The organism is Streptomyces sp. NPDC048636, assembly GCF_040650655.1.
Taxonomy (GTDB): domain Bacteria; phylum Actinomycetota; class Actinomycetes; order Streptomycetales; family Streptomycetaceae; genus Streptomyces.
Genome location: NZ_JBEZHR010000003.1, coordinates 564,659 through 577,368 on the forward strand (window position 1 = coordinate 564,659; position 12,710 = coordinate 577,368).

General features: G+C 69.1%; 12 protein-coding genes and 1 tRNA gene. 5 read left to right on the top strand and 8 right to left on the bottom strand.

The window, feature by feature from the left end; genetic code table 11:
• The first annotated feature begins 42 nt into the window (after positions 1-42).
• Together AB0C66_RS12950 and AB0C66_RS12955 are read left to right on the top strand one after the other, a co-directional pair.
• Positions 43-1,020, top strand: a complete 978-nt coding sequence (locus AB0C66_RS12950) for an ArsA-related P-loop ATPase (RefSeq protein ID WP_362436492.1) — start codon at positions 43-45, stop codon at positions 1,018-1,020.
• Between the two features lie 109 nt (positions 1,021-1,129).
• Entirely contained in the window at positions 1,130-2,500 is a 1,371-nt protein-coding gene (locus AB0C66_RS12955; RefSeq protein ID WP_362436493.1) for an ArsA family ATPase, read from the top strand.
• 451 nt (positions 2,501-2,951) lie between these two features.
• Here the strand turns inward: AB0C66_RS12955 and AB0C66_RS12960 are convergent, their stop codons facing one another.
• Positions 2,952-3,287 (bottom strand): WhiB family transcriptional regulator, encoded by a 336-nt coding sequence (locus AB0C66_RS12960; RefSeq protein ID WP_030829787.1) that lies wholly within the window; start codon positions 3,285-3,287, stop codon positions 2,952-2,954.
• Between the two features lie 386 nt (positions 3,288-3,673).
• Between AB0C66_RS12960 and AB0C66_RS12965 the strand changes: the two genes are divergently transcribed.
• Positions 3,674-5,917 (top strand): transglycosylase domain-containing protein, encoded by a 2,244-nt coding sequence (locus tag AB0C66_RS12965; RefSeq protein WP_362436495.1) that lies wholly within the window; start codon positions 3,674-3,676, stop codon positions 5,915-5,917.
• A 154-nt stretch (positions 5,918-6,071) separates the two neighbouring features.
• On the opposite strand, the gene AB0C66_RS12970 is transcribed toward AB0C66_RS12965, so the two are convergent.
• Positions 6,072-6,539: a GatB/YqeY domain-containing protein gene (locus tag AB0C66_RS12970; protein WP_362436497.1), complete on the bottom strand. Its 468-nt coding sequence runs from the start codon at positions 6,537-6,539 to the stop codon at positions 6,072-6,074.
• Positions 6,540-6,616: 77 nt separating this feature from the next.
• Here AB0C66_RS12970 and AB0C66_RS12975 point away from each other — a divergent pair, with 77 nt between their 5' ends.
• A complete protein-coding gene (locus AB0C66_RS12975) occupies positions 6,617-7,546 on the top strand; it encodes a metallophosphoesterase (RefSeq protein ID WP_362436498.1) in 930 nt (309 codons plus the stop codon).
• 88 nt (positions 7,547-7,634) lie between these two features.
• Positions 7,635-7,708, top strand: a tRNA-Pro gene (locus AB0C66_RS12980).
• An 83-nt stretch (positions 7,709-7,791) separates the two neighbouring features.
• On the opposite strand, the gene AB0C66_RS12985 is transcribed toward AB0C66_RS12980, so the two are convergent.
• From AB0C66_RS12985 to AB0C66_RS13010, 6 genes are all read right to left on the bottom strand, one after another.
• Complete coding sequence (locus tag AB0C66_RS12985; RefSeq protein ID WP_362436499.1) at positions 7,792-8,997, bottom strand: site-specific integrase; 1,206 nt, start codon at positions 8,995-8,997, stop codon at positions 7,792-7,794.
• Between the two features lie 74 nt (positions 8,998-9,071).
• On the bottom strand, positions 9,072-9,281 hold the full coding sequence (locus AB0C66_RS12990) for a helix-turn-helix domain-containing protein (RefSeq protein ID WP_362436501.1): 210 nt from the start codon (positions 9,279-9,281) through the stop codon (positions 9,072-9,074).
• Positions 9,282-9,740: 459 nt separating this feature from the next.
• Positions 9,741-11,216 carry an ATP-binding protein gene (locus tag AB0C66_RS12995; RefSeq protein ID WP_362436503.1) on the bottom strand — a complete coding sequence of 492 codons (1,476 nt, stop codon included), beginning with the start codon at positions 11,214-11,216 and terminating at the stop codon, positions 9,741-9,743.
• 2 nt (positions 11,217-11,218) lie between these two features.
• Positions 11,219-12,064 (bottom strand): bifunctional DNA primase/polymerase, encoded by an 846-nt coding sequence (locus AB0C66_RS13000; protein WP_362436505.1) that lies wholly within the window; start codon positions 12,062-12,064, stop codon positions 11,219-11,221.
• A gap of 123 nt (positions 12,065-12,187) precedes the next feature.
• Entirely contained in the window at positions 12,188-12,382 is a 195-nt protein-coding gene (locus tag AB0C66_RS13005; protein ID WP_362436507.1) for a hypothetical protein, read from the bottom strand.
• 36 nt (positions 12,383-12,418) lie between these two features.
• Positions 12,419-12,661 (bottom strand): hypothetical protein, encoded by a 243-nt coding sequence (locus tag AB0C66_RS13010; RefSeq protein ID WP_362436509.1) that lies wholly within the window; start codon positions 12,659-12,661, stop codon positions 12,419-12,421.
• Positions 12,662-12,710: the final 49 nt, after the last annotated feature.

The following is a 12,710-nucleotide window of genomic DNA, read 5'->3' on the forward strand; positions in this document are numbered from 1 at the left end:
CCTCGTGCGTAGGCCGTGGGAGGACTGGTTAGGCTCCCCAGTGTGAGCAGGCTCCATGTCGTCAGTGGCAAGGGCGGAACCGGCAAGACCACGGTCGCCGCGGCACTCGCGCTGGCCCTCGCGGCCGAAGGCAGGCGAACGCTGCTGGTCGAGGTCGAAGGCCGCCAGGGCATCGCGCAGCTCTTCGAGACGGAAGCGCTGCCCTATGAGGAGCGGAAGATCGCGACCGCGCCGGGCGGTGGTGAGGTGCACGCCCTCGCGATCGATCCGGAATTCGCCCTCCTCGACTACCTCCATATGTTCTACAAACTGGGCTCGGCCGGACGGGCCCTCAAGAAGCTGGGCGCGATCGACTTCGCGACCACCATCGCCCCCGGGCTGCGCGATGTGCTGCTGACCGGTAAGGCGTGCGAGGCGGTGCGCCGTAAGGGCAAGGACGGGCGGTTCGTCTATGACTCCGTCGTCATGGACGCCCCGCCCACCGGCCGGATCACCCGCTTCCTGAACGTCAACCATGAGGTCGCGGGGCTGGCCAGGACCGGCCCGATACACAACCAGGCACAGGCGGTGATGCGCGTCCTGAAGTCTCCCCAGACAGCGGTCCACCTGGTGACACTGCTGGAGGAGATGCCGGTCCAGGAGACCGCGGACGGCATCACCGAGCTGCGCGCCGACGGCCTGCCGACCGGCGCGGTCATCATCAACATGGTGCGGCCCGCGATCCTCGACCACGACGCCGTCGAGATCGCCGCGAACGGGCAGCGTGCGGCGGTCGCGAAGGCGCTCTCGAAGGCGGGTCTGGGCGGCGCGCGCCGCGGCGGCCTCGCCGAGCGCCTCGTCGATCCGCTGCTGGAGCAGGCGCGCGAGCACGCGGAGCGGGTCGCGCTGGAGCGGACGCAGCGGGCCGAACTGTCCGGTCTGGGGCTGCCGCTGCATGAGCTGGAGCTGCTCACCGACGGCGTCGACCTGGCCGGGCTCTACCGGCTGGCGGCGGATCTGCGCAAGCAGTGGCCGTCGTGAGGGCGCACGTCGTGAACGCGGGCGTCCCGAAGGCGGGCGTCGTGAGTGCGCTCGCCCTGAAGGCGGGCGTCCCCGAGGCGCGCGGTACGAGCCGGACGCAGGAGGCGGCATGAGCATGGACGTGGCACCCCGGCTGGAGACCGACGCGCTCCTGGACGACCCGCAGACCCGCATCGTGGTGTGCTGCGGCTCCGGAGGCGTCGGCAAGACCACCACGGCCGCCGCGCTGGGCGTACGGGCAGCGGAGCGCGGCCGCAAGGTCGTGGTCCTCACCATCGACCCGGCACGCCGGCTGGCCCAGTCGATGGGCATCGACGCGCTCGACAACATCCCGCGGCGGGTGGCGGGAGTCGGCGACGACAACGGCGGCGAACTGCACGCCATGATGCTGGACATGAAGCGGACGTTCGACGAGTTCGTCGAGGCGCACGCCGACCCCGAGCGGGCCCGAGCGATCCTGGCGAACCCGTTCTACCAGTCGCTCTCGGCCGGTTTCGCGGGCACGCAGGAGTACATGGCCATGGAGAAGCTCGGCCAGCTGCGCGCCCGCGACGAGTGGGACCTGATCATCGTCGACACCCCGCCGAGCCGGTCCGCGCTGGACTTCCTGGACGCGCCGAAACGTCTCGGCTCGTTCCTGGACGGGAAGTTCATCCGGGTGCTGATGGCACCGGCGAAGGTCGGTGGCCGGGCCGGGATGAAGTTCCTGAACGTGGGCGTCTCGATGATGACGGGCACCGTCAGCAAGGTGCTGGGCGGACAGCTGATGCGCGATGTGCAGACGTTCGCAGCCGCGATGGACACCATGTTCGGCGGATTCCGTACCCGCGCGGAGGCCACCTACCGGCTGCTCCAGGCGCCGGGCACGGCCTTCCTGGTGGTGGCCGCCCCGGAGCGGGACGCCCTGCGCGAGGCCGCGTACTTCGTCGAGCGGCTGGCGGCGGACCGGATGCCGCTGGCCGGGATGGTGCTGAACCGGGTACACGGCAGCGGGGCCGAACAGCTCTCCGCGGAACGGGCGCTGGCGGCCGCGGAGATCCTCGCCATGGCGGACGCCGCCACCGAACCGGCGACGCAACCGGAACCGGAACCGGAACCGGACACAGAACCGGAACCAGATGCGAGCGATTCGGCCAACCCCGACGACGGCCAAGAAAATCTTGCCGACGGCGGATTTGTCGATCGCGACTCAGGGAAGGCTCAAGCGCGGAACCCCTCGGCAGCGGACCCCGACGTCTCCCCCACGTCGGCGGACACGTCGGCGGAGCGGCTCGCCGCGGGAATGCTTCGGCTGCACGCGGAGCGTATGCAGGTGCTCGGACGCGAGCAGCGCACGCACGACCGCTTCACGGCCCTGCACCCCGAGGTTCCGGTGGCCCAAGTGGCCGCACTCGCGGGAGACGTACACGATCTGACAGGGCTGCGGGCGATCGGTGATCGCTTGGCGGTCCCGGTGGAGCGCCCCCAGCGCGCGGGCTGAGCGCCCGGCAAGGAACAGAGCCCAGCGGGTGGCCGCGCGCGCAGCATGGCACCGGCTGGCCCGCACCTGGTGTGTGCGCCTGGCACGGCGCATGCCGAGGTACGCGGCTGACGCCGCCGATGCTGACGCCGCCGACGCCGAGGGCACCCCCCATGGCGCCCTCGCAGCGCTCACACGCCGTACTCACCTACGTCGTACTCACTACGCCGTACTCACACCTCGGCGTCGCGCTCAGGGTGGGCAGACCCCCTAGGTCGCGGGCCGCACCGCCCGTCCATCGGGACACGCCCCACGGCCGGATGACCGAAGCGGCCCATGACCGCATCCGTCCATGACCGCATCGGCGCCTGGCCGACCGCGACCGTCCATGGCCGCGACCGTGCTCGTCCCGGACGGAACCCGCACATACCCGCGCCCGTCCCTGAGACCGACCGACCGATACCGCCCACCGCTATCCGACGGCGGCGAAGCGCTCGTACTCCTCGTCGTCGAAGGGCAAAATGCCCGCGCTGCGCTCGTATTCGGTGCGCGCGGTCTCCAGCAGCCTGCGCCACGAGGTCACCGTCGGCCGGCGGCGCAGCAGTGCCCGCCGCTCGCGCTCGGTCATCCCTCCCCACACACCGAACTCCACGCGGTTGTCCAGGGCGTCCGCAAGGCACTCGGTGCGCACCGGGCATCCGGTGCAGACCGCTTTGGCCCTGTTCTGTGCCGCGCCCTGGACGAACAGTTCATCTGGATCAGTAGTGCGGCAGGCGGCCTGCGCACTCCAGTCGGTTACCCAGCCCATGCTGGCGCCGTCCTCTCCCGAATCGGAGCTCCCCCACGGCGACAAACGGCATATTCACCGTCGCCAGTTGAGGACGTTACGGAAGGCGGGCAGGGCGCAACACCCCCTGCGGGCCCAATCTTGGATGGCCCGAACGGACTATGGGTACGCGGCAGATCACCCAACGGAGTGAGCTGACGACATTTGCGATTACTAGTGCAAATACGGGCAGTTCACCCAGGACGCAAAGGGCAGCGTGGGGCAGGGGGCCGCAATCCGGGCAGGTCTCATCACTCACTTGAGTGAGGGTGGGGGTGTGGCGCAGCCGTGCATCTGTGACTGGCGTGAAACAGCGTATGCGAACACGCGGTCCCCTGTCCGGCGATTCGACACGTAGGCTGCCCCTTATGGGTAACACGCGTTCGGGCGGGGGGCTGTCCACCGCTCAACAGGCCGCCAAGTTCCTCGGCGTCAGCGTGCTGGCCGGTGCGGTCATGGCCGGGCTCGCGCTGCCCGCGGTCGGGGCGTTCGGCCTGGCCGCCAAGGGAACGGTCGAGGAGTTCGACGAGATTCCGGCCAATCTCAAGACTCCGCCGCTCAGCGAGCGGACCACCATCCTGGACGCCAAGGGCGGCGAGATCGCGAAGGTCTACTCGCGCGACCGCACGATCGTGAAGCTCAAGGACGTCTCCCCCTATATGCGGCAGGCGATCGTCGCGATCGAGGACGCCCGCTTCTACGAGCACGGGGCGGTCGACCTCAAGGGCGTACTGCGCGCCGCGAACAAGAACGCCCAGAACGGCGGCGTCTCGCAGGGGGCCTCCACCCTCACCCAGCAGTATGTGAAGAACGTCTTCGTCGAGGAGGCGGGCGACGACGAGAAGAAGGTCGCCCAGGCCACCGAGCAGTCCATCGGCCGCAAGATCAAGGAACTGAAGTACGCGATCCAGGTCGAGAAGGAACTGGGCAAGAAGCGCATCCTCGAGAACTACCTGAACATCACGTTCTTCGGGCAGCAGGCGTACGGCGTCGAGGCCGCCGCCCAGCGCTACTTCAGCAAGTCCGCCAAGGACCTCAAGGTGGAGCAGGCCGCGCTGCTGGCCGGGCTCGTCCAGTCACCCAGCCGCTACGACCCGGTGGCCAATCCGGAGACGGCGAAGACCCGGCGCGACACCGTGCTCCAGCGCATGGCCGAGGTGAAGGACATCAGCCAGGCGCAGGCCGACGCCGCCAAGAAGAAGCCACTCGGGCTGAAGGTCAGCACACCCCGCAGCGGCTGCATCACGGCCGTCGACGGCGCGGGCTTCTTCTGTGACTACGTCCGCGAGGTCTTCCTCAACGACCGGGTCTTCGGCAAGACCCGCGAGGCGCGTGCCAAGCGCTGGACCCAGGGCGGAATGACGATCCGTACGACGCTGGACCCCAAGGCGCAGAAGTCGGTCCAGAAGTCGATCAAGGCGCATGTCTACCAGTCCGACTCGGTCGCCACCGCCGTCTCGCTCGTCGAGCCGGGCAGCGGCAAGGTGCTGGGGATGGGCCAGTCCCGGCCGTATGGCTTCGGCAAGGACGAGACGCAGATCAACCTCTCCGCGGACAAGTCCATGGGCGGCTCGAACTATGGCTTCCAGGTCGGCTCGACCTTCAAGCCGATCACCGCCGCGGCCGCCATCGAACGGGGCACCAAGCCGTACAAGCGCTACTCCTCGCCGTACAAGATGGAGTACCCGAGCCCGGTCAGCACCTGCAAGGGCTCCTGGAGCAACAGCGAGGGCGCGACCGTCGAGAACGAGAACGAGCGCGAGGTCGGCCCGTACGGGATGAAGGAGGCGACCGCGAAGTCGGTCAACACCTACTTCGTCCAGCTGATCAGTGAGATCGGGGTCTGCCCGGTGACCGAGCTGGCCGACAAGATGGGCGCGGAGCGGGCCGACGGCAAGGAGCACAACCAGGTGCCGTCCCTCACCCTCGGCACCGAGGGCTTCTCCCCGCTCACCATGGCCAACGCCTACGCGACCTTCGCCAACCGCGGTGTCTACTGCTCCCCGGTCCTCATCGAGTCGATCACCGGGCCCGGAGGCAAGGCGCTGAAGGTCCCGAAGTCCACCTGCAAGCGCGCCATGTCGCAGAAGACCGCGGACACCATCAACACCCTGCTGCGCGGCGTGGTCGAGGACGGCACCGGTAAGCAGGCCGGGCTCGAGAACCGCGCGAGCGCCGGAAAGACGGGTACGACGGACGAGCGGAAGGCCGCGTGGTTCGTCGGCTACACCCCGAACCTCGCGGGCGCCGTGTGGGTCGGCGGCCCGGGTGCGCAGGGCGTCAAGATGGAGAACATCACCATCGGCGGCGTCTTCCACGACAAGGTCTTCGGCGCGGACACCCCGGGCCCGATCTGGAAGGACGCGATGAGCGGCGCGCTGGAGGGCAAGCCCGCGCCGGGCTTCGTCAGCGTCCCGATCAAGGACCCGTCCGACAAGCCGGACCGCCACCACAAGCCGGGGCACGACAAGCCGGGCCGCGGTGGTGGCAACGGCGGGAACGACCCCTGGCCGGACATCTCCCTTCCCCCGGACCTGATCGGCGGGGGCAATGGGAACGGCGGCAAGGGAAACGGCGGGAACGGGAACGGCGGCTGGCACTTGCCGCGGTAGCGACAGCTGAACGCAGAGGGGGCCGGGCATGGCATGCCCGGCCCCTCGTCTCTCCGCGTATCTCCGCTCAGCGCTCCTGACCTGCGGAAATCCCACCGCGATCCCAGATATCGGGGAACGACAGGCGGGCGCCGAACGGGCGCCGAGCGTCGGCTCAGCCCGCGAGCTGGCGCTTCACCGCGGCCGCGACCCGGCCGCCCTCGGCCCGCCCGGCGATCCTGGGGTTCACGATCTTCATGACCGCGCCCATGGCCCGCTGGCCCTCGGCACCGGCCGCCGCGGCCTCCCGTACGGCCTCGGCCACCAGCGCGTTCAGCTCGTCATCGGTCAGCGGCTTCGGCAGGTACTCGGCGAGCACCTCCCCCTCGGCCTGCTCCCTTGCGGCCTGCTCGGGGCGATCGCCCTTGGTGAAGGCGTCGGCCGCCTCACGGCGCTTCTTCGCCTCCCGCGCGACGATCTTCTCCACCTCGGCGTCGGACAGCTCACGGGCACTCTCCCCCGCGACCTCTTCCTTCTGGATCGCGGTGAGGGTCAGCCGGAGAGTGGAGGAGCGCAGCTCGTCGCGCGCCTTGATCGCTGCGGTGAGGTCGTCCTTCAGCCTGGACTTGAGCGTGGTGGTCATGGCGTCGAGTCTGCCAGCACTGGCCGGGAATCACCCGAAGATTTCTCCCCCACCCGCGTTCTGCGACCATGGTGACCATGCGCGCGCGATACGGAGTACCCCTGGGAATCACGGCGGTCGGCGCAGCCGGTCTCGCCTACGCGGCCGGCTTCGAAGTCCGCTCCTTCCGGCTCCGACGGATCACCGTCCCGGTGCTGCCCAGCGGAATGCGGCCGCTGCGCGTCCTCCAGATCTCGGACATCCACATGGTGGGCGGCCAGCGCAAGAAGCAGCGCTGGCTCCAGTCGCTCGCCGGACTGCGCCCCGACTTCGTCGTCAACACCGGCGACAACCTCTCGGACCCCGAGGGCGTACCGGAGGTGCTGGACGCGCTGGGCCCCCTGATGGAGTTCCCGGGCGCGTATGTCTTCGGCTCCAACGACTACTACGGACCGAAGCCGCGCAATCCCGCCCGCTACCTGTTGGAAAAGGTCAGCGGCCGCCACGGCCTCAACGGCAACGCCCCGGTCGTCGGGGCGATCCACAACCCCTGGCACGAGCTGCGCGACGCCTTCGACGCGGCGGGCTGGGTCGGGCTGTCGAACACCCGGGGCCGGCTGAAGCTGAACGACATCGAGATCGCCCTCACCGGTCTCGACGACCCCCACATCAAGCGCGACCGCTACGCCGAGGTGGCCGGTGGCCCCGAAACGGACGCGGACCTCTCCCTGGCCCTGGTCCACGCCCCCTACCTGCGCGCCCTGGACGCCTTCACCACGGACCGCTACCCCCTGATCCTCGCCGGCCACACCCACGGCGGGCAGCTGTGCATCCCCTTCTACGGCGCCCTGGTCACCAACTGCGACCTGGACACCCAGCGGGTCAAGGGCCTCTCCAGCCACCACGCCGGGGGCCACACCTCCTACCTCCACGTCTCCGCGGGCTGCGGCACCAACCGCTACACCCCCGTCCGCTTCGCCTGCCCCCCGGAAGCCACCCTTCTCACCCTCACCCCCCAGACCCCCTGAAACCGGACACCCCCGCCCCCACCTGCGAGAGCCTCGAAACCGGATTTCGTCTCTGGCCAGCGGTCCGCTAAAGTAGAGCTCGTTGCTTCGGGGTGTAGCGCAGCTTGGCAGCGCGCTTCGTTCGGGACGAAGAGGTCGTGGGTTCAAATCCCGCCACCCCGACACAGGTCAGAGGGCCAATCGCATGAACGCGATTGGCCCTCTGTCATGCTCGGGGGGCCAAACAGGGGGCCAAACGAATTTGATCAGGCCACCGCGTCGCCCTCTTCCTGCTCCTCCGTGTCCTCCCCTTCCTGATCTTCGGCGAAGATGTCGTCCATCGCTTCAGCTCCCTGCGTGATCACCGGACGGAGCTGCTTGCGGTAGACCGCTTCTGTGGTCGCCTGGCTGCTGTGACCGACCAACAGCGCGATCCGCTCCAACGGGATGCCGTGATCTGAGAGCAGGGACACGAAGCTGTGCCGCAGCTCCCGCGGCGTCCACTCCGGCTTCAGCCCTGCCTTCTTCACGATGGCCTTGAAGTCGCGCCGGACGTTGGCCGCGTCAAGCGGCTCGCCGCTCCGCGTCGTGAAGACACAGCCGGTTGGGATCCACTCCATCCCATGGGATGCGCGCTCCTGCTTCTGCCACCTCACGTGCTCTTCGAGCACGTCGACTACCTGCTTCGGCAGTGCAATGGTCCGGCGGCTCTTCCTGGTCTTGGTCTCGCCGTGCTTGCGCACCGAGCGCCACACGGCGACGTACGGCGGAATGCCGTCCTTCGGCTCCAGGAAGACGTGGTCCCAGGTGAGGGGCCGCGCCTCTTCCGTCCGCACGCCACTGAGGAGCGAGAGCACGAGATAGGCGTACAGCCGTGACGGTCGTGCGGCGATCAGCACAGCTTTCGCCTGCTCCAGGTTCAATGCCTTGCTGGGACGGCCGGGGCGCCCCTCCGGCGCGGTGACGAGTAGGGCGACGTTCCGCGCGGCCTTGTCCCTGCGCTGTGCGTGCGCGATGGAGCGGCGCAGGATGGCGAGCAGGTCACGCAGGCTTCGCGTCGCGAGGAATTCGGCCCTGTCGTCCAACCAGTCGTCGACATCGTCCGCGCTGAGTTCCTTCAGTTTGGCCTTCCCGATGAACGGGATGAGGTGCTTGTTCGCCATCGAGCGGTTCTTGCCGATGGTGCCCTTCTCGTCGCGCCCCTTCAGCCCCCGCTCCAACCAATCGTTAACCGCGTCGGCCACGGTGTAGTTGGCCGGAGCCTTGACGCCCGTCTGCACCTCCTTCTTCAAGTCCCGGATCTTGTTGCGCACTTCGGTCTTCGTCTTGCCGTACACCTTCGGTCGACGGCGCTTCCCGTTCGGGGCGTACCCCAGGGAGACGGCCCCCACGTAGCTCTTCTTGGCGGGGTCCCAATAGATCGTGTCCGCACCGTGACCAGCCTTTTGGGCGCGCTTCGGGGTCTCGGTCATGTTCTGTTGTGCCTCCATAGGACAGGGCCGCGCCCTGATGGACGCGGCCCTGCGGAACTGCGGTGATGAAAAGCTCAGGCGGTGGCTTCCGCCTCGCGCTTGAGGAGTTCGACGTACTGCGCGACATACTCGGGTGGCACGAGACGGCGACGGCCGATGCGGACGGTTCGAAGTCGTCCGAGGCGTATCTCCTCGTAGACCATCGAGCGTCCGATCCTGAGAGCCTTGGCCGCCTCTTCGGGGCGATAGAGGAGCTGTTCGGCGGGTTCAGCAACCGTGGTCATGCGGCGGTGCCTCCTCTCGGCGGGGTTCCGGGGACCGTGTGTGTCCGAGGTGCGGATTTCTGCGTCATGGCGTCACGCACGTCATTTGCGGCTCTGGCCTGCGGTTATAAGGTGACGCGGGCAGCTCGGGGCGTGTCACAGGGCGGGGCGGGGTTCTGTCACCCGTGACGCGGGTGACGCGGGATGACGCAGGTTTGGCCGTCTGCGTCACCGCTGTAGCCGCTGGTCAGGGTCCGGGTTCGGGTGGCTGGTGACGTGGGTGACGCAAGGTCTCTCCTCTTAGGAAAAGAAGAGGGGGTGGTGTCTGTGGTGGTGCGGTGCTGCTCAGGACGTGAAGAAGGAGCCGCTTCGCGGCGCGTCTTGTGGGGCGGCGGCAAGCCGCCGGACCAACAAGAGGAGCAACCCGGGCGCGCGGGTTGCTCCTCTTGCTTGTTCGGTGTGGCGCCGTGGCGGCGCGGGTCAGAACGCCGGTTCCTGCTCGTTCGGGGGCGGGAGCGGGGGTCGGGTCATCTCGATGTAGCGGGCGGCGCTGGTACGGCCCCAGTCGATGAGGACGCCACGCGCGGCGAGGGTCGGCTGTAGCCGCTTGAGCCGGTCGGAGAGGACCTTGCCGGTGGTGGGCCAGCCCTTGGGCAGGGGACGACACTCCTCGCCGCTGTAGAGGCCGGTGAGGCAGTGCAGCCACTCCGAGGACGACATACGGACCTCCGCGCCCGCATCGAGCCCGGCCGCGTGCTTCAGAACCGTCTGCGCCAGCAGGTCTCCTTCGATGACGTCGTCGTTGAGGTCATCGAGACTTGCCCGGTACGCGGCCAGCGAGCCGAACCCGGTAGCCGTGTCAAGTTGCGCGCACAGGTGGGCGAAGTCGGCCATCCGCAGGTCGGTGGGGGTCTCCGCCTGCGCGGCCCGCACCTTGACTGTCAGGTCCAGCAGGGAGCCGAGAACGACCGGCAGGATCTCCGCGTACTCCGTCCACAGCTCCGCCTCGGTCCGGCGCACCCGGGGCCGCACCAGGCGGAGCGGGAGGAGACGTTCAGCGAGGTCGGGCCTGATGACGCCGACGTCGATACCGGTCAGCAGCATGGGGCGTCGGTAACGGGAGCGGACGACGTCCCCGTCAGTGAAGAGCGCGCGCTTGATGCTCTCGGCGCCGGTCACGATGCAGCACATGAGGTCGGACAGGTCCGGGGGCAGGTGGGAGAGGTTGTCCAGAGCGGTGACCCATCCGGCGGCGACAGCCGTGATCATGTTCTCCTCATCCTTCGGCGCCCGGCGCAGGTCACCGCTCATCCCCTCGATGATCCGCACCAGCATCCGGCCGCCCGTGGACTTGCCCGCCCCCTGAGGGCCGGTGAGGAACGGCGCGGGCACCGGCACGGACGGCTCCAGGCAGCCGATCAGCCAGGCGATGGCCAGGCACTCGGTCTCGGCACTGGCGAAGTTGCACAGACGGAGCAGGAGATCAATGCCCTTGCCGTTGGTGTCCTGGGCGGGCAAGGGGAGTTCGCCGGTGAGCTGGGTACGCCGCCAGCAGACTTCCTGCGGGTCGGGGGTGAGGATGTCCCAGCCGGTGGGGTGGATGCGGACGGACTTGCCGTCGTCGCGGCCCAGGTCGAGCCAGGTCGCACCGTCGAACCCGGGCGCTACGCGGATGTGGGTGGGCTGTACGTCCTCGGTCAGCGCGAGTGCTTCGATCAAGTCCAACGCCTCCTTGAGTGCGGTCCCGTTGAACACGCCGACCCCGTCCCTGAAGAGGCCGACCATGAGTTCCTGCCGGTGGCTCCCCGTGGTGCCCTGGGAGCGGATCGGCCGGGCTACGGGGTGGCCGTTCTTCTGCGCGTACACGGTCCCGTCGGCGGTGCGGAAGTACCGGAAGTGCGCCTGCGCGTAGTCGGTGATGACCTCGCGGGCAGGATTCTTCTCGTCCTCGGACATGGCTACAGTCCCAACGTGGTGCGGGCGTTGGTCCACCCGTCGGTGCAGTGCCGGGGGGATTCGCCCTTGGCCTGCGCGGCGGTGAACAGTCGCGCGATGTGGGCCTCGGTGAGGCAGCCGCACCGGCCGTGAGTGGAGAGCACGGCGAGGAAAGTCCGGTAGACGGTGGCGTGGACCGCGCTGCGGGCCCCGGTGATGCGCTGCTCGGCCATAGCGATGCCGCGTTCCAGGTAGACGGGCGTGCGGTGGCGGCATTCCCCGCCACGGCCCAACGCGGCCGCGGTGACGACGTGCAGGCGCCGGGCCGGGGAGGGTTCTTTCACGGCAAGTGCGCGCACCTCGTCGGGCAGGGTGGTCATGGTGCCGGTGCCGGGGCCGAGCCAGCGGGCGTAGGACATGGACGACTTGATGTCGACTCCGGAGCGGACCGCGTTGCGCGAGGTCATGGCGCCGCGGTAGATCCAGTGCTCACCGCGCGTCGTCTCCACAATCCTGGTGGCGGGCAGGGTCTCACGGGCCCATGCCACGGCCGCCGCGTCGTCCAGGTCCACCACGGTCAGCCCGGCGGCGCCGGGGTGGTAGGCGACGCAGACGGCCCGGCGCCAGGCGTGGGCCCATGCGAGGGATGTGATCGCTGCGGGGTCGGTGGTGGCGGCGGCCCACGCGTGGCAGACGCCGGGGCAGCGGCACGGCCCGGCGGTCTTCATGTTCGGCCGACCGCCGCACGCGTTGTTCGCGCACTGGTGGCAGTTGCCGAAGGGTGCCTTGCCCGCGCGCAGGGGCAACACTGGGAGACCGGTGGCGGCCAGGGTGAGGGCCACTCGCCCAAGGGGGGTCTGTTGGGTCATGCTGGGGGACCTCCAACAGGTCAGTTCACGGCAGGTTGGACAAGGGCGGCCCCGCGACTTTGGCGAGACGAAGGGGCCGCCCTTGGCGTGTCTAGTCGTGGGGATCGGTCACGGCACCGGTGTTCAGGTGCCGATGTCGGTCAGGGCATTGGTGAGCGAGGTGACGGTGTCGTTCACGGAGGGAGCGGCGTCGGTCCGGGCGAGGTAGAAGCCGAAGAGGACGGCGATGATGACCGCCCCGGTCGTCGCGGAGCGCAGCTTGATGGCGAAGAACAGCAGCAGGCCGAGGATGGCTATCAGAGAGACGGTTATGGACACGCGATGCCCTTTCCGGTGCGTAAGGCGGGGAGGCGGTTAGCGGGCGCCGTCGTGGTGGAGGCGGCGGGCGTGGTTGTGCAGGCGGCGGCCGATCCGGAGGCGACGGCCGTGGCCGCGGCAGCGTCGGCAGGTCTTGCCGACCTTGACCCGGCCGCGGCGGTTGACGCGGACGGCGCGGCCCGCTCCGGAGCACTTGCGGCAGGTGCCGAACGGCTGGGCGGCACACAACGCTGCGTAACCGGCGATGGCAAGGAATATGGCCGCGCTAGCGGTGAGCATGCGGGGGTCACTCCCATCTGAGGGCGGGTTTTCGGGGGTTGTGGCAGGT